The organism is Phenylobacterium sp. GW821-FHT12F10 (assembly GCF_058806695.1).
Window position 1 is genome coordinate 186,906 of sequence record NZ_JBXAPY010000001.1, and the last position, 18,839, is coordinate 205,744.

14 protein-coding genes are annotated in these 18,839 nt (G+C 65.7%); 11 read left to right on the top strand and 3 right to left on the bottom strand.

Features of this window, described 5'->3' with window-relative positions; genetic code table 11:
* Positions 1 to 141: 141 nt before the first annotated feature.
* On the top strand, positions 142 to 744 hold the full coding sequence (locus AC1RN5_RS00960; protein WP_493039421.1) for a response regulator: 603 nt from the start codon (positions 142 to 144) through the stop codon (positions 742 to 744).
* On the top strand, positions 741 to 1,235 hold the full coding sequence (locus tag AC1RN5_RS00965) for a hypothetical protein (RefSeq protein ID WP_493039422.1): 495 nt from the start codon (positions 741 to 743) through the stop codon (positions 1,233 to 1,235). The genes AC1RN5_RS00960 and AC1RN5_RS00965 overlap by 4 nt, the downstream gene beginning before the upstream one ends.
* Positions 1,236 to 1,346: 111 nt before the next feature.
* Here the strand turns inward: AC1RN5_RS00965 and AC1RN5_RS00970 are convergent, their stop codons facing one another.
* Together AC1RN5_RS00970 and AC1RN5_RS00975 are read right to left on the bottom strand one after the other, a co-directional pair.
* Positions 1,347 to 4,151: a TonB-dependent receptor gene (locus AC1RN5_RS00970; protein ID WP_493039423.1), complete on the bottom strand. Its 2,805-nt coding sequence runs from the start codon at positions 4,149 to 4,151 to the stop codon at positions 1,347 to 1,349.
* Positions 4,152 to 4,380: 229 nt separating this feature from the next.
* On the bottom strand, positions 4,381 to 5,103 hold the full coding sequence (locus tag AC1RN5_RS00975; protein ID WP_493039424.1) for a TetR/AcrR family transcriptional regulator: 723 nt from the start codon (positions 5,101 to 5,103) through the stop codon (positions 4,381 to 4,383).
* Between the two features lie 151 nt (positions 5,104 to 5,254).
* Between AC1RN5_RS00975 and AC1RN5_RS00980 the strand changes: the two genes are divergently transcribed.
* From AC1RN5_RS00980 to AC1RN5_RS01020, 9 genes are all read left to right on the top strand, one after another.
* Positions 5,255 to 5,929: a TetR/AcrR family transcriptional regulator gene (locus AC1RN5_RS00980; protein WP_493039425.1), complete on the top strand. Its 675-nt coding sequence runs from the start codon at positions 5,255 to 5,257 to the stop codon at positions 5,927 to 5,929.
* A 51-nt stretch (positions 5,930 to 5,980) separates the two neighbouring features.
* Positions 5,981 to 6,370: a DNA/RNA non-specific endonuclease gene (locus AC1RN5_RS00985; protein WP_493039426.1), complete on the top strand. Its 390-nt coding sequence runs from the start codon at positions 5,981 to 5,983 to the stop codon at positions 6,368 to 6,370.
* Positions 6,367 to 7,050: an SMI1/KNR4 family protein gene (locus AC1RN5_RS00990; protein WP_493039427.1), complete on the top strand. Its 684-nt coding sequence runs from the start codon at positions 6,367 to 6,369 to the stop codon at positions 7,048 to 7,050. The genes AC1RN5_RS00985 and AC1RN5_RS00990 overlap by 4 nt, the downstream gene beginning before the upstream one ends.
* 247 nt (positions 7,051 to 7,297) lie before the next feature.
* On the top strand, positions 7,298 to 8,524 hold the full coding sequence (locus AC1RN5_RS00995; RefSeq protein ID WP_493039428.1) for a tyrosine-type recombinase/integrase: 1,227 nt from the start codon (positions 7,298 to 7,300) through the stop codon (positions 8,522 to 8,524).
* A gap of 212 nt (positions 8,525 to 8,736) precedes the next feature.
* On the top strand, positions 8,737 to 8,901 hold the full coding sequence (locus tag AC1RN5_RS01000) for a helix-turn-helix domain-containing protein (RefSeq protein ID WP_421933042.1): 165 nt from the start codon (positions 8,737 to 8,739) through the stop codon (positions 8,899 to 8,901).
* Positions 8,902 to 8,904: 3 nt separating this feature from the next.
* Complete coding sequence (locus AC1RN5_RS01005; RefSeq protein WP_493039429.1) at positions 8,905 to 9,513, top strand: hypothetical protein; 609 nt, start codon at positions 8,905 to 8,907, stop codon at positions 9,511 to 9,513.
* The gene (locus AC1RN5_RS01010) at positions 9,510 to 10,409 is read left to right on the top strand and encodes a DUF7146 domain-containing protein (RefSeq protein ID WP_493039430.1); all 900 of its coding nucleotides are present in this window, start codon (positions 9,510 to 9,512) and stop codon (positions 10,407 to 10,409) included. Before AC1RN5_RS01005 ends, AC1RN5_RS01010 begins: the two co-directional genes overlap by 4 nt.
* Positions 10,402 to 11,694: an AAA family ATPase gene (locus AC1RN5_RS01015; protein WP_493039431.1), complete on the top strand. Its 1,293-nt coding sequence runs from the start codon at positions 10,402 to 10,404 to the stop codon at positions 11,692 to 11,694. The genes AC1RN5_RS01010 and AC1RN5_RS01015 overlap by 8 nt, the downstream gene beginning before the upstream one ends.
* Positions 11,695 to 12,011: 317 nt before the next feature.
* Positions 12,012 to 12,554 carry a hypothetical protein gene (locus AC1RN5_RS01020; protein ID WP_493039432.1) on the top strand — a complete coding sequence of 181 codons (543 nt, stop codon included), beginning with the start codon at positions 12,012 to 12,014 and terminating at the stop codon, positions 12,552 to 12,554.
* 254 nt (positions 12,555 to 12,808) lie between these two features.
* On the opposite strand, the gene AC1RN5_RS01025 is transcribed toward AC1RN5_RS01020, so the two are convergent.
* A complete protein-coding gene (locus tag AC1RN5_RS01025) occupies positions 12,809 to 18,811 on the bottom strand; it encodes a hypothetical protein (protein ID WP_493039433.1) in 6,003 nt (2,000 codons plus the stop codon).
* Between the last annotated feature and the right edge of the window lie 28 nt (positions 18,812 to 18,839).

An 18,839-nucleotide genomic window follows, 5' to 3' on the forward strand; every position in this document is an offset into this window, starting at 1 on the left:
GACGCCCTGTCGCACCTGGCCGGCCGGAAGATGTTCTTAACCCTCTCTGGCCAGACTGGCCGCTGTCGCGAAACGCGTCGGAACGAAGGATCGCTGCGGTCCCAGGCAGGTTCGCCCGCCAGGCCGCACGTTGCATGCAGAATGGGTCTCAGCCCGGATTCCCGCGCCCGGTTCAACCTCGAACGCGCCTCGGTGCTCGTTCTCGAGGAATCGGTGATGGGCATGAACATCCTGGTGCAGATCCTCACCGGCTTCGGGGCCAAGGTGCTGCACCGGGCCGAGACCGTGGAAGAGGCGCAGGGCATCGTCGGCAAGGTCGAGCTGGACCTGGTGGTGGCCGACGCCCTGGGCCCCGGCGGCGCGGGCTATGACTTCGTGAGCTGGCTGCGCCGCTCGCGGATCGAACCCAACTGCTATGTGCCGGTGCTGCTGACCGCGGGCCACACGCCCGGCGGGGCGGTGTCGAAGGCGCGCGATTGCGGCGCCCATTTCGTGATGACCAAGCCGCTGACCCCCATCACCGTGCTGGAGCGCGTCCTGTGGATCGCCCGCGAGGGCCGCAGGTTCGTGGAGTGCGATAGCTATATGGGGCCAGATCGGCGCTTCAAGAACGAGGGCGTGCCGGCCGGCAAGGTCGGGCGCCGGCGGGACGACCTGGTCGGCGACGTCGGCGAGGCGAGCTCGCCCAACATGGAACAGGACAGCATTGACGGCATGCTGAAGACACGGCGGGTGAACCTTTGAGCTCGGTAAAGATCCATGTGCCCGTGGTGCGGCTGGCCAAGCTGCTCCGCACCCCCGGCGGCCTCCCGGTGGCCGACGCCGTCAAGCGCGCCGGCGCCGGGCTGGCCAGCCTGCGCGCCGAGTGTCTCGACGAACTGCGGGTGACCCTCGACCAGGCCGAGCTGTGCGCCAACCGCGCCAACGGCGAGTACGATCCCAAGGTGGCCGAGGAGCTGTACGCCATCGCCAGCGCCGCCATCGGCGTGCCCACCGCCTGTGACCTGGCCCCCATCGACACCGCCCTGGTGAGCCTCGCCGACCTGGTGGACTATCTGAAGACCCAGGAGAAGTGGGACCCCAACGCCGTGGCCGTCCACCTGCGCGCCTTCCGCCTGCTGCTGCACACCGAGGCGGGCAAGGACAGCGCCGGCACCAAGGCGATCCTGGAGGGCCTGCGCCGGGTCAGCCAGCGCTACGCCCGTAGCGACACCCCCAGCGCCGCGGCCGGCTAGAGACCCCCTCCGCCCTCCGGCCAAGAAAAAGGCCGTCCGGCGGATCTGTATCCCCCGGACGGCCAGCAGAGTCGGGTCGGGAGGCCTCCCCGGTCTCAGAACGCGCCGGTCTCAGAACTCCTTGGTGATCGAGACGCCGTAGGTGCGCGGCTCGGTCATGAAGATGTTGGTGAACAGGCCCGAGGTGTCGTCGGTCTGGTACTGGTCGGTGATCACCGTCTCGTCGGTGAGGTTCTTCACGTAGAACTGCACCTGCAGGCCCCAGTCGGGCTTGGCCACCAGCACCGAGAGATTGGTGTTGGTGTAGGAGTCCAGCCGGTCATTGATGGCGTTGAAGATCCGGGCGTAGCTCTTGCCCTGATAGTAGAAGTCCACCCGCGGGGTGACCTGCCAGCCGCCGTCCAGCTCCCATTGGTATTGCGCGCCCACCGCCGCGGTCACGTGCGGCGAGTTGGGCAGTTCGTTGCCCTCCAGCCGGGCCGGGATCCCGGCGCTGGGGGTGACCGAGAAGCCGAGCGCCGTGGCCGTCGGCGTGCCCGGCGCGAAGCCGCCGTTGCAGACCCCCGGCAGCAGGGAGGGCGCGAACAGCGAGCCGGTCACCGCCGCGGCGGGCAGGACGCCGGCGTTCACCAGCTGCTGCAGGCGGGCCAGCTGGGCCACCGGGGCGACGCACATGGCGTAGCTCAGGCCGTTGCGGACCACCGACAGGCTGGGGTCGCCCTGGGTCAGGTTCATCAGGTCCAGGGACTGGTTGTTCCCCAGCTCGGTGTGCAGGAAGCCCAGGCTGGTGTTGAAGCGCAGATTGCGGATCGGCTCCCAGATGCCCTCCAGCTCGGCGCCCCAGAGCTTGGCGTCGATGTTCACATTGACCGAGGTCCGCTGGATGATCGAGGAGACCTGGTAGCCCTTGTAGGTGTAGTGGAACAGGGTCCCGTTCAGGATCAGGCGGCCGTCCAGCAGGGTGTTCTTGGCCCCCACCTCGACGGCGTCGATGAACTCCGGCTCATAGGTCTTGGGGAACAGCTCCTGGCCCGGCGACTGGGGCGGGTTGAAGCCGCCGCCCTTGTAGCCCCGCGCGTAGGACGCATAGAGCAGGGTCTTGTCGGTGAAGGACAGGTCCGGCGACCATTCCAGGTTCACCCGCCCCGTCGTCTCCTTGAAGTGCACGGTCTGGATGGCGAGCGGCGCCTGGCCGATGCCGGCGGTGAGCAGGCGCGGCTGGTAGGGCTGGGCCCGCTTGCGGTCGACGGTGTAGCGCAGGCCGGTGGTGAGCTTCAGGTCGTCGGTGATGTTCCAGTAGATCTCGCCGAAGGCGGCCTGGGACGAGATCTGGTAGCCGGTGCGGCTGTCGAAATAGTTGCCCCCCGAGCCGTCCGGGATCGCCGAGGGATCGACATAGATGCAGTCGGGGCGGTTCAGGGCCCCGGTCTGCGGGCACCCCGGGGTGATCAGGTTGATGAACTCCGACAGGGCCGTCAGGGTGTTGGAGGTGACGAAGTAGTCGGTCTGGGTCTTGAACTTCAGGTCGGAGACGCCGGCCGAGAAGTTGACCGGGCCGTCGAAGGCGCTCTGCACCCGCAGCTCATGGCTGCGCTGCGTGCTGGCCCCGCCGGAGAAGTCGATGGTGGTGAACTGGTTGCGGCGGCCGACCTGGGGATCGTTGAAGTAACCCTGGGAGTCCGTCAGCAGGCCGCCGAAGACGTTGGGGTTCAGCGTACCGGTGGGGACCGCCCGGTTGTAGTCGGCCTGCGTGAAGCCCTCGTTCTCCGAATAGGCGCCGGTGTAGCTGAGCTCCAGGGCGTCGGTGAGGTGGTAGGTGAGGTTGAGCTGATAGACGTCGGCGTCGTTGCGGTAGAGGGGGTCGAACACGCTCTCGATCTTGCGCAGGTCGGGGTTCTGTAGCTTGCCGGCATAGGCGTCGCCGTTGATCAGGCCGGACGCCACGCCCAGGCCGCCCCCCAGGGTGACGGCGCTGTTGATCTCCTGCAGGGCGTCGGGGCCGCGCAGGCTGGCCAGCTTGCAGCCCTGGCTGAAATAGTTCTGGGTGCTGGTGGCCGGCGAGGTGTTGGTGGGGACCCCGCCGATGGTGGTGGGGCCGGGATCCTTGACGCAGAGCTGCTTGCCCACCCGCAGGCGATTGTCGTTCTCGCGGAACCGCTCCCACATGAAATAGGCGTGCAGGCGGTCGCTGGGCGCCCAGGCCAGGGTGGCGCGGCCGGACCACAGGTCGCGGTCGTCGACGTCGTGGCCGGTGGTGAGGTTGTCGTAGAAGCCGTCGCGCTTGAGATAGGCGCCGGCCACCCGCAGGGCGAAGCCGGCGGGCAGGGGCAGGTTGACCATGCCGTTGACGCGGCGGGTGGCGTAGTTGCCGACATCGCCGCTGATCCGGGCGCCGAAGACGTCGCTGGGCTGGTTGGTGATGACGTTCACCAGGCCGCCGGTGGTGTTGCGGCCGAACTGGGTGCCCTGGGGCCCGCGCAGCACCTCGACCCGGGCCACGTCGTAGAACTCCGCGTCGGCCAGGGTGTTGGCGGTCAGCGGGACGTTGTTCTCGTGGATGCCGATGGCCGCGTCGGCGCTGGTGGCCACCAGCTTGGTGCCGATGCCGCGAATCTGGAAGTTGTAGCCGCCGAAATTGCCGCGGGAGAAGTTCACGTTGGGGACCGCCTGCAGCAGGTCCTGGCCGGTCTCGATGCGCTGGTTCTTCAGGCTGTCGCCGGAGAAGGCCGAGACCGCGATGGGCACGTCCTGGATGCTCTCCTCCCGCCGCTGGGCGGTGACCACCAGTTCGGAAATGACGTTGGGGGCGTTCCCGGCGGGCGGCCTGGCCTGGGCCAGGGCCTGGGACGCGGTGACGAGGGCGCCCGCGCTGACGCCCAGGGCCAGCAGGCTCCGCAGACGCGAAGGATGTTGCATCGTTTCTCTCCCCGCCCGGGCGGGGTCCGCCTCGGGTCCATTTTGTTCGGGGTCGCTTGGCGCCGACGATGCGGGATGTCTTCTCGCGCAGGTGTCGGCGTGCCCCCGCGATGAGTATGTGGCCCGCGCGCCGGGCGCGACTACTCGGGTTTCCGCCGCGCGCTTTCAGCGAACGCCGATACGCGCAAAGCCGGTATTCATAACGTGTTATAGCTAAAGGGCGCCCGGGTCAGGCGCCGGACGCGACCGCCGGCCCCCGGCGCGGCTCGGATTCCGCGGGGCCCCTCGCCGCCTCGTGGGGGTGGGGATCGCGGCCCATGGTCATGCGGAAGGTCAGGCGGGCCAATTCGAGGCGCAGGGCCGCGCGCCGGGAGTCCGGCGCCGGCTGGGAGGCGATCTCCATCATGGCCCCGAACAGCATCTGGGAGATCAGCCAGATGTCGGCGGTGGGGTCGGGCAGGGTCAGGTGGGCGGCCGAGCGCAGACCGATGTCCTGGCAGAGATCGGTGAGGGCCTCGCGGGTCTGGAGGTAGGCGGGGAGTTGCACCACGAAGGGGGCGTCGCGCAGCAGGGTGCGGATCATGTTGTCGTGGGCGCCCAGGGCCTCGATCCCGGCGGCCAGCAGGTGTTCCATCCCCTGGAAGGCGGGCATCGACGCGGTCTCCTCCACCGCCTGGCGCATCCGCCGCACGATCTCCGCGCAGGACTCCGCCACCAGGGCCGCGACGATGGCCTCGCGGTTGGGGAAGTACTCGTAGAGGGTGCCGATGCTGACGCCCGCCCGTTCGGAGATGGCGTTGGTGGTCAGCGCCTCGTAGGAGCCGCTGGACAGCACCTGGCCGCAGGCGTCGAGGATGGCGTGGAAGGTCGCCCGCGACCGCGCCTGGCGCGGCAGCTTGCGGGGCTCCAGGTCGTCGGGCGCGCCCGCCCTCGGCGTCAAGATTCGAGCCATGCCGCCCTCCCGCCGCACATGCCCAGGTCCGCAAGGTTGGCCTGCGTGACCCCTCAATCCTACACGAAAACAGATCGCGTTATAGTCTTTCGCCCCCGCCTCGGCTATGTCGGACCCGGAGGGCGCGGTCGCCCGGTGACGGGAGACGGGCGTGTCGGGAGAACAGGCGTCGCTGGCGAGCGTGGGGCGCCGGGAAGCCGGCAAGGCTGAACGGCGGGGTCGGATCATCCACGCCGCCCGCGACCTGATCCGTGAGACCGGCAATGCGGGCCTGTCGATGCGGGCGCTCGCCACCCGGGCCGGGGTCAGCCTGGCCACCCCCTACAACCTGTTCGGCTCCAAGCGGGCCATCGTCCTGGCCCTGCTGGACGACGTGCGGGAGTTCCACGACCGCTTCAGCCACGTCAATTCCGCCGATCCGCTGGAGCGGATCTTCACGGCCATCGACATGTCGGTGGCCTTCTATGTGGACGACCCGTCCTTCTACCGCACCCTGTGGGCGGCGGTGTTCGACACCCAGGACGACGACGTCCGCGGAGAGATCTACAACCGCAAGCGCGACGCCTTCTGGCGCGGCCTGATCGAGGCGGCCGGCGAGGCCGGCGCCCTGTCGCCCCGCATCGACCGGGCCCTGCTGCTGCGGCAGCTGGACCTGCAGTTCCGCTCGGCCATGCTGGACTGGGTGGTGGGGGAGCTGCCGCCGCACCTGCTGGCGCCCACCATCCGCTACGGCTACGCGCTCATGCTACGGGGCGCGGCCGCGGACGGCTGGCGCGGGCCGCTGGAGGCGCGGCTGCTGGAGAGCCAGGGGCGGCTGGGGGGGTAGGAGGCGACTCACGCATTGTTCTCGTTTTGTTCTTGACGAAGATCGCCCTCTGTGAGACCGTGGCGCCACGCTCCCGATGGGTACGCGCGGAGGGGATCGCGAAGCAAAGAGGCGCCTGGTGGCGCACCAGGTTGGCAGGGCAACGGCGATGAATTCAACGAAGCGAGGGGCCATCTTCTCGCCAAGCAGCTTGGCGGTTCTGGCCGTGATCCACGAAACCTCGTCACGCTGACACAAACCCCCTCCAATTCACCCCGGATGCGGGACTTCGAGAAAGGCGTGAGACGCAGGGTTCAAGCGGGCGAAGTTGTCGAATATTCCGCCATACCGCTCCACGCTCCCGGAGCGCTGCCGCCGGCGAGAATTCTCCTCAGTGCGCTTGGGTCTCGCGGCGGACCCATCGCTCGTATTGTCGAGAACCCCGCAGGGAGACCCAGATGACGATCGAGAATTTGATCAGGGTGGTCCCGCCGCCGCCGGCGCCGGACGAGGCGTACCTTGGGCCGTGGGAGGCGATCGAGGCCGATCTGGGTACGGAGCTTCCTCGGGACTACAAGGACTTCGTCCGGATCTACGGCTCCGGCGCCTTCATGGAATTTCTAGGCGTTCACGTCCCGGTGTCCTGGAGCCCCTATGTGAGGTTGCAGTCGGAGGTTCGCGTGATTTGCGACGACCTTCGCCGCGACCAGGATCGCCCCTACCCCCTATGGCCAGAGCCCGGTGGATTGCTGCCGTTCGGTAAGACCGACTTCGGCGACTATCTCTTCTGGCTGCCGAGAGGGGAACCTGACGACTGGGGCGGCGTGGTCTGGGACCGGGGCATGGGACACTATGAGGCGTTCGATTGCGGCCTCACCGACTTCCTCGCCGGACTCGCGACCGGCGAGGTCGAACCCAAGGAATTTCCCGAGGACATGCTGCCCTGCGACCGCCTGTTCGAGCCGTCGCCGCTAAGCCGTGCCGAACGACGTGATCTCCTGACCGGGAGTTTTGGCGGCGAGAGCGTCGTCAGGGTCGAGCTCGGCAGGCAGCTCGCGGCTGATCCCCTACGGGTGACGCTGTCGCCCGTGTCGTGGCGCGCTTCGTGGCGCGTTTCGCACAGGCGCCGGGTGTCGCGCTGAGACCCAGCTCGACCGTCGGGGCGGACGCCCCGACGTCCCACGGGCGCACGCCGCGTCGCCTAAACGATATCGCCGTATCGAAGAATTTTGGCGGTGAGAGAGACCGCCATACTGGCTTCCGATGTCGTCCGCCTAGGTTCCCATAACCCTTGCATCATAAGGAAATGGTGCGGAATCCGTCCTTGACCGTCCAGAGGCATCCATGAGCATACCCTAACAATATTGGGGTTTTTGTTGGGGTGGTTGCGTGGCGCGTAGGCAAGAGAAGCGGCTCGATAGCCTCACCATCAAGGCTCTGACGAAGGCGGGGCGGCATGCTGACGGCGGCAATCTCTATCTCGTTGTGGACAAGGGTGAAGGCGATAAGCCGGGCGCGAAGCGCTGGGTCTTCCTGTTCCGGTGGGAAGGAAAGCTAAGGGAGATGGGCCTGGGCGGCTTTCCGGGCGTCCTACTGGCGGAGGCCCGGAAGAGGGCGCGTGACGCCCAGGGGGTCCGCAATGACGGTAAGAACCCCATTGATGAGCGTGCGGCCCAGGCCAAGGCGGATCGCGCCAAGCCGACCTTTGGCGAAGCCGCCGATGCCTTCGTCGAAAGTATGAAACCCCAGTGGCGAAACGAGAAGCATCAGGACCAGTGGTCGATGACCCTGAAGACCTATGCGGCTCCGCTGCGGGCGATGCGTGTTGACGACGTAGAAACGGCGGATGTTCTGGACGTGTTGAAGGTGCTTTGGCTGGAGAAGCCGGAGACAGCCTCTCGGCTTCGGGGACGCATTGAGCGTGTTCTCGATGCGGCGAAGGCGCAGGGCCACCGTGCTGGGGAGAACCCTGCCCGCTGGCGGGGCCACCTAGACCACCTGCTCCCCAAGAGACAGAAGCTCACACGCGGCCATCACGCGGCCATGCCCTATGACGAAGTCGCCGCTTTCGTCGCCGCCCTGCGGCAGCGCGAGGCGGTGTCGGCCCTTGGGCTCGAATTGCTTGTCCTCACCGCCGCGCGGTCGGGCGAGGTGATGGGCGCGACATGGGGAGAGATCGATCTCAAGGAAAAGGTCTGGACTGTGCCCGCGACGCGCATGAAGGCCGGTCGAGAACACCGCGTGCCCCTAGGTGAGCGCGCGCTCGCAATTCTCGACGCCGCTGCGCCGCTCGCCAAGGATGCCCAAGGGGTGATCGATCCCAAGAGCTACATCTTCCCAGGTCAGAGGAAGGGGCGTCCCCTCTCGGTAATGGCCTTCGAAATGTTGCTTCGCAGGATGAAGCTGGAAATTACCGTACACGGATTTCGATCAAGCTTCCGCGACTGGTCTGGTGAGGTTTCGTCGTTTCCGCGCGAGGTCGCGGAGGCCGCGCTCGCGCATTCGGTGGGTGATCAAACTGAACGCGCATACCGTCGCGGCGACGCGTTGGAAAAGCGCCGGCAGATGATGGATTCCTGGGCTGAGTACGTGGAATGCTCTCAAGCGATTGAATGAGCCACGCCAGCGGCTTGCGCGCTCTGCGACGCGCGTTAGGTAGAGGCATCGCACGTTTAAACGCCTATACCTAGAAGTCGTGTAAACGCGCGGAATTACGTTCGAAAAAACAAGTTAGCATGGTCGTTTGATTATCTTGCGTGTCAGGGCAACCTCAACCTGGACCACATAACATTCAGTGGTGGTCAGAAAGGTTCCTAATGAAGTTCGCCATGAGCATTGTCGATGCAGCCGACGCGTCGAGCGTCTCGCGTTCGTTCCTCTACCTCAAAATTAAGGATGGCACGCTTCCGACCATCAAAGTTGGTGGCCGTCGCCTGATCTTGCGCACCGACCTGGAAAGCTACTTTGAGAGCTTCCGTAAGGAAGCCGCCTGAGCCATGGCCCTCAACGGAAAACCCGCTGCGCTGGAACGCGGCGGGCTCTCGGATATCGTTCGCACTGACGCGGAACGCCCCGAAGATAAGGCTATAAAGCAGGCCAAGAAAGCGCTGGTCCGCCGCGCCATTGCGCCCTGGACCGATACTGGCGCGACGCTGGCGGAACGCTGCCTGAGCGTCATCTGCGACCAGGGCACGGCGTCGGCCAGCGACGTCGCTGCCTCCCTCAAGCGTCACGGCATCAACCGCTACAAGCCCGTCACTATTAGGGCTCGCCTTAACAGCCTTCGAAAGAAAGGCCTCATCCGGTTCTCCGATCATGGGCGCGGCGGCGAAGATGCCCGACAGTGGGAAATTGTCCCGAACCCCAAGTGGGCGCAGGGCGCTCCATGCACGTCGGAAAACGGTCCCGTGGGCGAACTTCGCTTCGAACTGGCGGGCGGCCACTTCGACATGCGTGTCTATCGGATGTGTCCGGCAACCGAGGTTATGACGCCGACAAAGGATGGGCTGCGCCTCAACGTCCAACACCTACCGGGCGTCATTGCCGAGCTACAGGCGGTCGAGGTGCATGCCCGGAAGAAGGGTTGGATCGGGGGTGACGAATGAACTCCGCTCTCAACCTCCACACGCTGCGCCAGCAGTTCGGTGGCGATCTCTACGACGGTGGCCGGCGGTTGGTGATGCCGGGGCCCGGCCACTCGCGCCACGATCGATCCCTGTCCGTCATGATCAATGATCGGGGCCGGGCGATCTATCATTCCTTCGCGAATGAGCCTCACAGCGTGGTCAGCGCCTACCTGGGCTTGCCCGAGACTCAGGACCGGCCACAGAGCGCCCGCGAGGCCAAGTTGGCGCAGGAGGACCGGAAGCGGCTCGCCGCCCTGGAGCGGGCCTCCAAGCTCGCTTTCTGCCAAAGGATGTGGGCCGACACCCTGCCCGCCGAAAGCTCGCCGGTGGAATCCTACCTTGCGGGCCGGGGCATCATCGGGCCGATCCCCGACGCGATCCGGTTCCACGCCGCCGCGCCGCTCGGTTATCAGGGCTCCGCCGTTTACACGGCCATGGTCGCCATCGTGACGGGACCGGACGGCAAGTCCTCCGGTCTGCACGTCACCGCAATCAAGCCTGACGGGTCGGGCAAGTCGGATATGACAAACCCGCGCCGGATGTTCGGCGACATGCGGGGCGCGGCAGTCCGGTTCGCGCCCGTACCTGTCAACGGCGTCCTGGGGGTGAGCGAGGGCCTGGAGACCGGCCTTTCGTACAGCCAAATGGCCGGGCTGGCGGTGTGGGCCTGCCTCTCCACCAGCGGCCTGCGTAACTTCACGCCGCCCTCGGAGGTCAAGCGCCTGGTGGTGGCCGCAGACGGTGACAGGGCTGGGTTGGAGGCTGCGACGATGCTGGTGGAGCGATCCTCCCGGCGCTGCGCCCGCGCAGTGGCGGCGGCTCCTGAAGGCCAGGATTGGAGCGACGTGCTGATGAGGGAAGTGGCCAATGATTGACTTCAACCTCACCGCCCGCACGACCGTCGCGCCTCCTCCAACCCTTGAAGCCCTGCCCGACTGGGCCGTGGCGAACGACCCCGACCCGGGTGGCATGGTCAGCCGTCAGGAGCGGCGGGCGGCCATGGACGGTGTTCCGCCGGTCATCGAGACCGCGCGCCGTTCAAAGTTCGTGGTCGAGAACTTCGACGGCATCCGGCCCCTTGCATTGGGCTGGCGAGTGAAGGGGCTGTGGCCCGCAATCGGTGTCTGTATCGTCGCCGGGGCCTCCATGTCAGGGAAATCGTTCTGGGCCTTGAACGCCATCGCCAGGGTCTGCAGGGGGCAGTCAGTGGCGGGGCGAAAGTCCAAACCCTGCGGAGTCCTCTACATCGCCAGCGAGGGTGCGGGCGGGGTCCGCAATCGTATCGATGGCCTGCGCCGCAAGGTGGGAACGTGGGGTGGTCGCCTCGCCTTCATCGGCCAAGCCCCGAACCTCACTGACGAGGGCGACGTGGAGGACCTGCGCGCCACCATCGCCGAGACCAGGGCCAGCATGGCCGCCAAGGGGTGCGAACTGGGCATGGTGGTGGTCGATACCCTCAGCGCCTCCACCCCCGGCGCGGACGAGAACAGCGCGAAGGACATGAGCCCCGTCTTGGCAGCCCTCCAAACGCTCGCCCTGGACTATGACCTGCTGGTCCTAGTCATCGCACACACCGGGAAGGACGAAACCCGTGGCATCCGAGGTTGGTCGGGTCTCAAGGCCAACGCGGACGGGCTGATCATGTTTGAGGGCGCGGATGCCGAAGGCATCAGGGTTGGCGAGGTGGTCAAGGTCAAGGACGGAGCGTCCGGCGACAAGTTTGCGTTCGCGCTAGTCGAGGTGGCGATTGGTTGCGATGAAGACGGCGACACCATCACGACCTGCACCGTGGAAGAGGTGGCGATGCCCGACCGCCCGAAGACCGGGCGTACACCCACCAAGGCCATGGCGACTGCGGACCTGATCCTGAAGGCCTTTAACCGCATCTTTGAGGCCAAGGGCATTCCCATGACGGCGGCGGGGGCCGAGGGCGCGAAGGGCGTCTGCGTCGCCGATCTTCGTGTCGATGCCTACAGCATCGGGGTCGGACCTTCGGAGCCGGACTATGGCGAGTGCCCTGACGATGCGAGCCGGAAGGCGTGTAAACGCAAGTGGCAGGACCAGCGGAAGGCTGATTTCGACCGTGGCCGCGACCATCTGGTTAGCACCCATCGCATGCGGGTCGAGGGCGGCATGATTTGGCCGTTGGTCGGGCGATGAAGCCCGCGCCAACCCCTCGGGGGACAGGACGGAAGAGGACGGAAGCCCATTCGTCCACCAATGCCGGAAGACCTGCAGGGGGGCTGTTTGGGGGACCGGACCGGACCACACTCTTAAGAGTGGTCCTCCCGTCCCCCTGTTCCCCGACTTCCTCGGCCTCGCTCACCCACCAAATTGGAGATTGGGAACTCGGTTCTAGCCAAGGTCGCCAGCGGAACAGAGGCCGGGCGTCCAAACGGAATTCCGTCCATCCATGTGGGTGTGGCGGCAAACAGCAGCGTCGAGATGACGCCGCCCCTCTCGAAAGATAGACACCCATGACCCACATCGACACCCAATCAGACCGCGAGCCCTACGGGGATTTCCACCGAGGCTATGTCGCTGGGTTGAGCCGCGCGTCAGTTGCCTTAGCCGATTTCATCTCCGGCGACGGTCCCTCAACAATTCCGCTCCCTCAACACACCGGCGATATCGTCGAGATGGCTAGGAGGTTGATCGGTGCCCTTCTCAACCGAACCGGCGAACTTGAGGTGGCGGACAGGGCCGGCGGCGTCTTTCCAGAGGCATTGCACCGCTACGGCAACAACCTTCAGGCTCTTGGCTCTGGCCGGGAGGAAAACGCCTACAGGTTGGAAGCGCAGCGGGTGGTCTTGGCGCGCGATACGAGGGTGCGGGTGATCTTGGACCAGACTTGTCCTCGGGCATTGGTAGAGGAGGATGTGCCCGCTTGCTCCCCGTCCATCCAGGACGGCGACAACGTCGTCAGCCTTCGGGGCTGGCTAGCCCGGCACGCTGCTGCCGGGCGGGAGCTTGATGCCCTGGTGTTGCCCGTAACGCAGTTGGGGACCTACTTGCCGTAGCTGGAGACCATAACGCGCGCGACGCGCACGCGAGGGCTGGAACGAAGAAAGTGCGGCCGATCCTCGCCGCCGGTCATCCGACGCAGGGAGTACCTGACCGTCCGTGGTTCTTCCGCAGCGAAGAGAATTCGAAGCCCAGATTCTCGCGCGCCCGGAGCTCGAACGTTCCGTGCAGATGCATTCGGCGGGCGTGGAGCCAGCGCTGCGAGAGGCGAAGGATTTCGCGAGTCAGGACAGAACTCGCCAGACGCGGTCTAAAGGGGTTGCCTGAGAAAGACGGCGTGAGCTGTTTCCGGCGCCGCACTCGCCCTCTTGACCCGTTTGACCTCAGCCTGACGCCACGCGAGCGGAGTTGGATCTCCACGCAGATGTGTGGCAACCGCTTGGAAGCCCACATCGGACGCAACCACGAGGCAACCTTCGCCGGTCCAGGTCCGCTCATAGTTGTCGCTTGCGATCCCACCGTCGCGCCAGAAGCGGGTCTCGGCCATGACCTCGCCGGCGGTGTTGCGCCAACGAAGAGGATTATCCGCGTCACTGAGCCAACCACACACCTCGGCAAGCCGTGGGCAAAATGACAGGCCCGGGGAGGGCAAAGCCCTGGAGATTCCGGCTCGCAGTTCTGCGACCCCAAAAGGAGAAGGGTCCCTGTAGGCCGGCTCCAGGCGCTCGCCGAAGTAAACGGTGGGAAGGCTCGCCCTTTGCCGGGCCGCCGTGGCCTCAGGGGCTGTCACCCCGTAGCCGAAGTACCGGTCAATTTCCCACTCATCCTTGAATTGGCGGCGCCCAAAGTTGGCGGTGGCGGCCAGAACGCGCCAACCCTCCACCGACGGGCGCAAGAGATCCTCAGCGACCAGATCGGGCCACGGATGGCTCGATGACAGGTAGTCTGCGGCGGCTGGTGCGATCACCCCAGCTGGACGCGGCCCAGGTGCCTGAGTGTAGAGTCCCGCGGGGTAGGCTCCGGTTTCAATGAGCAGGATCGGGATGGCCCGGCGATCGATACGGTCCGCGGCGACGAGTTCTGCGAGGACCTGGCGGAAGGCGACAAAAGAGGCCGCGGGAACCAGCTTGGTGAACCCGCCATGCAAGCTCAGACGCAGGTATCGGGTCCGGAGATCCCCATCGGCCGCAGGGCCAAACGCGGCCGATGGGCCGAGAGCCTGCATCTTTTGAGCGACCCGAGCGCGCAGGGTAGGCAGCGATATCGCTGTCGCCTCCTCAAGGATTTTGAGAGGAAACTCGAGTGCGAAGGTCAAGGAGAGTGGATCGGGCGTCCAAAGCCCGCTCGAGGCCAGCGAGCTACCCGAAGGCGGATCAAACCGCCTGGATTGCGCTGTTTCCGGGACGATGAGATCATAGCCGCCCGGCAGGGGCAGGCGTACCATCTTCACCGGCTGGGCCCACTGCCGCGCCAAGTCGTTCGCGCCCTTCCGGATGGCGTAGTCTTCATCCGACTGAAGCTCGTTCAATCGCGACGCCAGAACCGACCAGACGAAGCTTTGGTCCCGAAGTTCCCATGCGATCTGCATGGCGTCCAGGCGCACGCGGGCCACGGACCCGAGCATCAGCTCAAGGAGGCGCCGGACGATGTTCCCCCCTTCCGGAACCGCCGTGAGTTCGTCAGCCGCGACCCGGACTCCCCGCGCCAGGTCCGTCGCGCCGATCTCCGTGGCGCGCAACAGCAGTCTCGCTAACACCTCGACGCCATTCGAATCGGCCGGAGCTGGGCAGGTGACGGCTGGCGCCAGTTGCACCTCGCGAAACTGCTCAAGCTGACAGGCAAGGCTGTCCCAGATTTGAGGCCAGGGTGGCATTTCGCTGATGACCTCAAGGGCCTCGGGCAGATCGGGAATGAGGCTCGTGGCGTCTTCGCGACCTTCGGCCAGGGCGCTGGCGAGGGCGTCAAAGGCGTCTGCGCGGGCGATGGCTCCGCGTCTTAGAACGTCCAGTTCATGGAAGTGACGCGCAGCCTCTCCGCGCCAATAGGTCCAGCTATGCGAGACCTCAGCGAGCGGTCGCAGCAAATCCATGCCGGCGGCAGCATCCGTCTCGGCCCCCGCCGCCATGGCCTCGCGGACGAAAGCCGCCACGCTCGGCACATCTTCCCGCAGCCGCGGTTCGCGCTCGAAGACCCCTTTGAGCCGGATGAAATCCGCGCCTTTTGCGACCCGTTCGAACGCCCGGGTCAGCCCATAGCCGTGATCGGCTCTATCCGCCCCAAGCCGGCTCTCGAGTTCCTCCAGGTTGGCAACATCGGCGAAGCGGTCTTCTGGGCTTCCACGTGCTTCAGTTGGCGGTGCCTCAGCGGCCCAGCGGGTCCGTGCGGCTGTGTCGATCGGACAGTCCTGAGCCGCGGCGGCGGCGAGCACTTCGTCGATCAGCTGGAGGCGGGCCGTGGCGTGCGCGTCCGTCTCAATACAGATTAAGGCGTGCGCCGCCACGGCTTCGATATCATCCGCCGAAGCATTGTCCAGGAGGTCGACGTAGGGGATGTTGTCGTGCGCGCCCGTCCACGGCAGGCCAATCCGCCCGTAAATCACGCAGCTCGCTGGGACCAGCGTCGGCGTCGTGGCGACAACACCCTGCGCCAGTCCGGCCACGATGCCCGGCCAGTCGGAGAGATGGCTCTCTTCGATAAGATCGGCGGCCGTGTCCGCCCAATCCGCCGATGATCGACTCGCTTCCAAAAGGAAGGCGTTCACAAGCCTCTGTCCGGCGTTGCGGCCTTCCGTCTCGCTCATGCCGATCAGCAGCCGTCCGAAGGCCGACAAGCGCTCCGAGCGCCTCTCTGGATCCGCAGCGTTCGCGCGGACAAACACCTCGCGCCAGAAGACGTATTGTCCATCCTTCTTGGCTGCGAGCCCGTATCCAAGCCCGTGGCGATGCATGTTGACCAATCCATCGCGCGCCTGTTTCTCCAGTTGGAGCTCGGCAAGCGTCGAAGCGTGGAGGGCGACTTCGGCGAGCTGCTCCGCCGGCGTCGACTCAATGCGGGGCGCGGCCGCCCCGAGGCGGCGCACCGCGGCGTCGACATCTCCATCAGCATTCCAAAAGCCGATCGAGGCCGTCCGGCGCACGCTGCCAATGTCCAGTCCGCGGCCGTTTGCGAAACGTGTGTCCAACATCTCGGCCAATGCGGCCGTCGCTGCGGGGCCAAATGCGCGTGCTGCTCGGATGAGCGACCCGATCGCCTCGTCCAAGACCCTAACAACCTTGGACCGGTCAAAGGGATCGTCGCCAACGCCAGCATGCTCGAAGTAGTCCAGGATGGCGCGAAAGGCGGGCAAGAGCGCAGTGTGCGGCTCTTGTCGCGCCATCCCCTCACCCCAGAGACGTCCGACCAATTCGAGCTTGGCCTGAAGGGCAGCGAGCAGCGGCTCATCAGGAGCCGCCCCGGCAACATGGGGCAAGCCCATTTGGGCGCGAACTCGGGCGAACATTATGATGTTTTGAGCGGCGCCGCGCATGATGTCGGGCTGATAGTCGAACTCAAGGTCGGCGAGCGACGGGGCCGCGAGGTTCATTGTTAGTCGTAGCGCAAGGTCGGGCAGGTCCAGACGTTGAGCCAAGGCAGCCGCGTATAGGCGACCAGAGGTGCCGAGGATCTGCGGCTCGCCGTTGAAGCTCTGCAGTGCTCGCCGCGCTGCTTCGACGTCACCGGCTTCCCAGGCGGACCGAGCGGCGTACCAAGTGACGAGCGGCCCGAAGTCCGCCGCCAGCCCCAACTCCGACATCAGCGCAACCCGGTCGAGGCGAGGCTGGCGGTCAAGGGCACCTTCCAGCGCGATAAGCTTCAGCTGGACCCGGTAGTCCGCCATGTCCCAATCGTGAATCGGCTGAAGCGGCGGACGCAATCGCTCAAGGCTTGCCCGCACATGGGTTGGTGTGCGGAACGCTAAGGCTTGTCTTGCCCATGCCGGAAGGGTGCTGCGTTGCCCGAATTCTTCGACCGGTTTCGCGCCGAGGATCTCGTCGAGAGGTTCGGCTTGCTCGAAGAGCGCGCGAGCTTGGGCAGCCGCGCCGAGCGAGAAGAGCTTGGCGACGAGATCGAACGGCTTGCTAGGCGAGAGGAAAGGAGGGTCGGCCTTGAGGAGACCACGGGCACCTTCAAGATCGTAGACAGCAAGGTAGGCGTCGAAGACCTCATCACCTAGGGCGCCGATGCGCATCGTGATCTCATGCTGCGCCAAGGCCAGCTCGATGAGCATGGTGAGGTCGTGTCGAGACCGGGCCGCCTGCATGGCAAAGCGGATGTCCGTACGAATGTCTTCGACGTCACGTCCGGCCACGAACTCCGAGCGAAAACGATCTGCGGACGCCAGATCCGATACTCGGTCCTGGTCGCCAGCGCGGGCCAGGTAGCGCAGTTCCATCCAGTGCTGAGGATCGTCCAGCGCCGCGTTCCTAGCCACATCAGCCAGTTCGACATAGCGCCGCCGTAGGCCATTAGGATCGTCGCGCCCAAAGCGTGTCGTTGTCTGCTGGGCGAGGAAGACGCGGAAGCTGTTGTGAAAGATCGACCATCCCCCGCTGGGGTCGATGATCAGAAGGTGTTGCGCTGCCTTGTGGGCTGCATCGGTTGAGATGTCGCCGACCAGAGCATCGAGGCTGGTCGGGCTCAGCGGAGCCTCTGCGATGGAAACGAAGGCAAGCGCCCTGCGGGCGTTGGCGTCGTTCTCAAGTTCCCGCCAAGCACGTTCGTAGAAGACCGCCACGTCCCCGTCGTAGGCAGGCCCTACTGTCAGCCATGCCGCACGGGCCTCCAGCGTGTCGGCGTGACGGAGCGCCTCAAGCGCATAGCGCGTCGAAAGGGGATGGCCCTGTGTCCGGTCATACAGACGTTCGCGATCGACATCGGCGGGTAAGGTGGCCCGGTCGGCCCACTGCCGAACGGCTTCGCGCGATAGGGGCGCGACGACGACTTTGGCGCCATCGGCGGCGGCCGCCGCGGAGACTGACGGTGGCATCCCTTCGAGTTCGAGACGTTGAGATCCAAGGACGAAGACAACGCCTTCCGGCAAAGCCGTGGGAAGCGGCAACTCGTTGAGGAAACTACGGACCGGTCGTTCCTCACGTGGGACGTGGTCGAGGCCATCGACAACAAAGACCGTCCGGACGCCTTCGGCCTTCCACCGCGCTGAACACTCAGCGAGCAACTGCTGAAATTGCGCCCGGAGCTCTTCCAACTCCAGAGCGGGGATCAGCTTTCCGCCAACTCCTCCCTGCTTCAATTGCGCAATCAGATCGCTAAGGAAGTCGAAGGCCTCAGCGCGACCAAGCCCGTGGGTTTCGTCTGGGACGAAGGCCAAGTATCGGACGATCACTGCCTTTGGCGTCGGAAGCAGGCCCGACTGCAGCAGCGTGGATTTGCCCACGCCGGGTGGTCCAAGCAGGCTGACATAGCGAAGGGCGGGGTTTGCCAGCGCGGATTGAAGACGACCCTCGGTCTCAGAGTTGCTCTGGACGAACTCGTCGATCGGGAACTGGTGGGCGTGGCGAAGCTCGAAGGCGTCGCGCCATCCAAGCTCGCGAAGGAAGTCGGCGGCGGGCCATCTATCCGGCGCGCCAGTCTGGGCCACCAATCGCGGGATCAAGGAGGCCAACTGTGCAATCCGGCGCTGTTCATTCGGGGTTGCCGCCTGATGCCCGCGGCTGCGTTCGTCCCCCGCGGTCAGGAATCGCATGCCCCTAAAGGCATCCAGAAAAGCATCGTCAGCGAGTGCGGAGGCGGTACGAAGTTCATCGATGAACCCTCCGAAGGCGGATGCTTTCCAGTCCTGCAGGGTCCAACTGTCGCGGTGGATTTCAAAGTGCTCAAGGAACGATACGGTCGACGAAGTTTCCGATGCTCCACGCAAGCGATCGTCAACGCGCGGTAACTCATCGGTTGCCAGCACGGTCTGAATGACGGTCGCACCACCCGCGGCAAGTTTGTCGCGAGCGGTGAGTTGCCTTGCCAGTAGAGACGACGCTCCGAGCATGAGGGTGTCGAGGCTGAAGGAGCCGGGGTTCTGGCTCGTCTTGACCTGATGGGCGATGACGCTTCCATCGATCATCCCGAGGACCAAGTCGTCGAACTGACCTGCGCCGCGATCAGCAAGGCCCACCCAGGCTAAGCGACCGGCGGCGATCGCCTCGTAGAGCAGCCTCGCACTGAGATCCCATTGGCGCACGAAGCCGCGGACGGCGCGCCGCTCACCTTCGCCGGCGGGCGCCTTCTCGGTCCTTGTTTTTCCGTGGGCGGATTTTGTCATGAGTGCTTCAAATGGGCTCCAAGCCTCA

Bases quoted from the DNA above. Each gene is read 5' to 3' on its own strand.
- AC1RN5_RS00960 (WP_493039421.1), top strand. From the start codon at position 142: ATGGGTCTCAGCCCGGATTCCCGCGCCCGGTTCAACCTCGAACGCGCC.
- AC1RN5_RS00970 (WP_493039423.1), bottom strand. From the start codon at position 4,151: ATGCAACATCCTTCGCGTCTGCGGAGCCTGCTGGCCCTGGGCGTCAGC.
- AC1RN5_RS00975 (WP_493039424.1), bottom strand. From the start codon at position 5,103: ATGGCTCGAATCTTGACGCCGAGGGCGGGCGCGCCCGACGACCTGGAG.
- AC1RN5_RS00990 (WP_493039427.1), top strand. From the start codon at position 6,367: ATGACGATCGAGAATTTGATCAGGGTGGTCCCGCCGCCGCCGGCGCCG.
- AC1RN5_RS01000 (WP_421933042.1), top strand. From the start codon at position 8,737: ATGAGCATTGTCGATGCAGCCGACGCGTCGAGCGTCTCGCGTTCGTTC.
- AC1RN5_RS01005 (WP_493039429.1), top strand. From the start codon at position 8,905: ATGGCCCTCAACGGAAAACCCGCTGCGCTGGAACGCGGCGGGCTCTCG.
- AC1RN5_RS01010 (WP_493039430.1), top strand. From the start codon at position 9,510: ATGAACTCCGCTCTCAACCTCCACACGCTGCGCCAGCAGTTCGGTGGC.
- AC1RN5_RS01015 (WP_493039431.1), top strand. From the start codon at position 10,402: ATGATTGACTTCAACCTCACCGCCCGCACGACCGTCGCGCCTCCTCCA.
- AC1RN5_RS01020 (WP_493039432.1), top strand. From the start codon at position 12,012: ATGACCCACATCGACACCCAATCAGACCGCGAGCCCTACGGGGATTTC.
- AC1RN5_RS01025 (WP_493039433.1), bottom strand. From the start codon at position 18,811: ATGACAAAATCCGCCCACGGAAAAACAAGGACCGAGAAGGCGCCCGCC.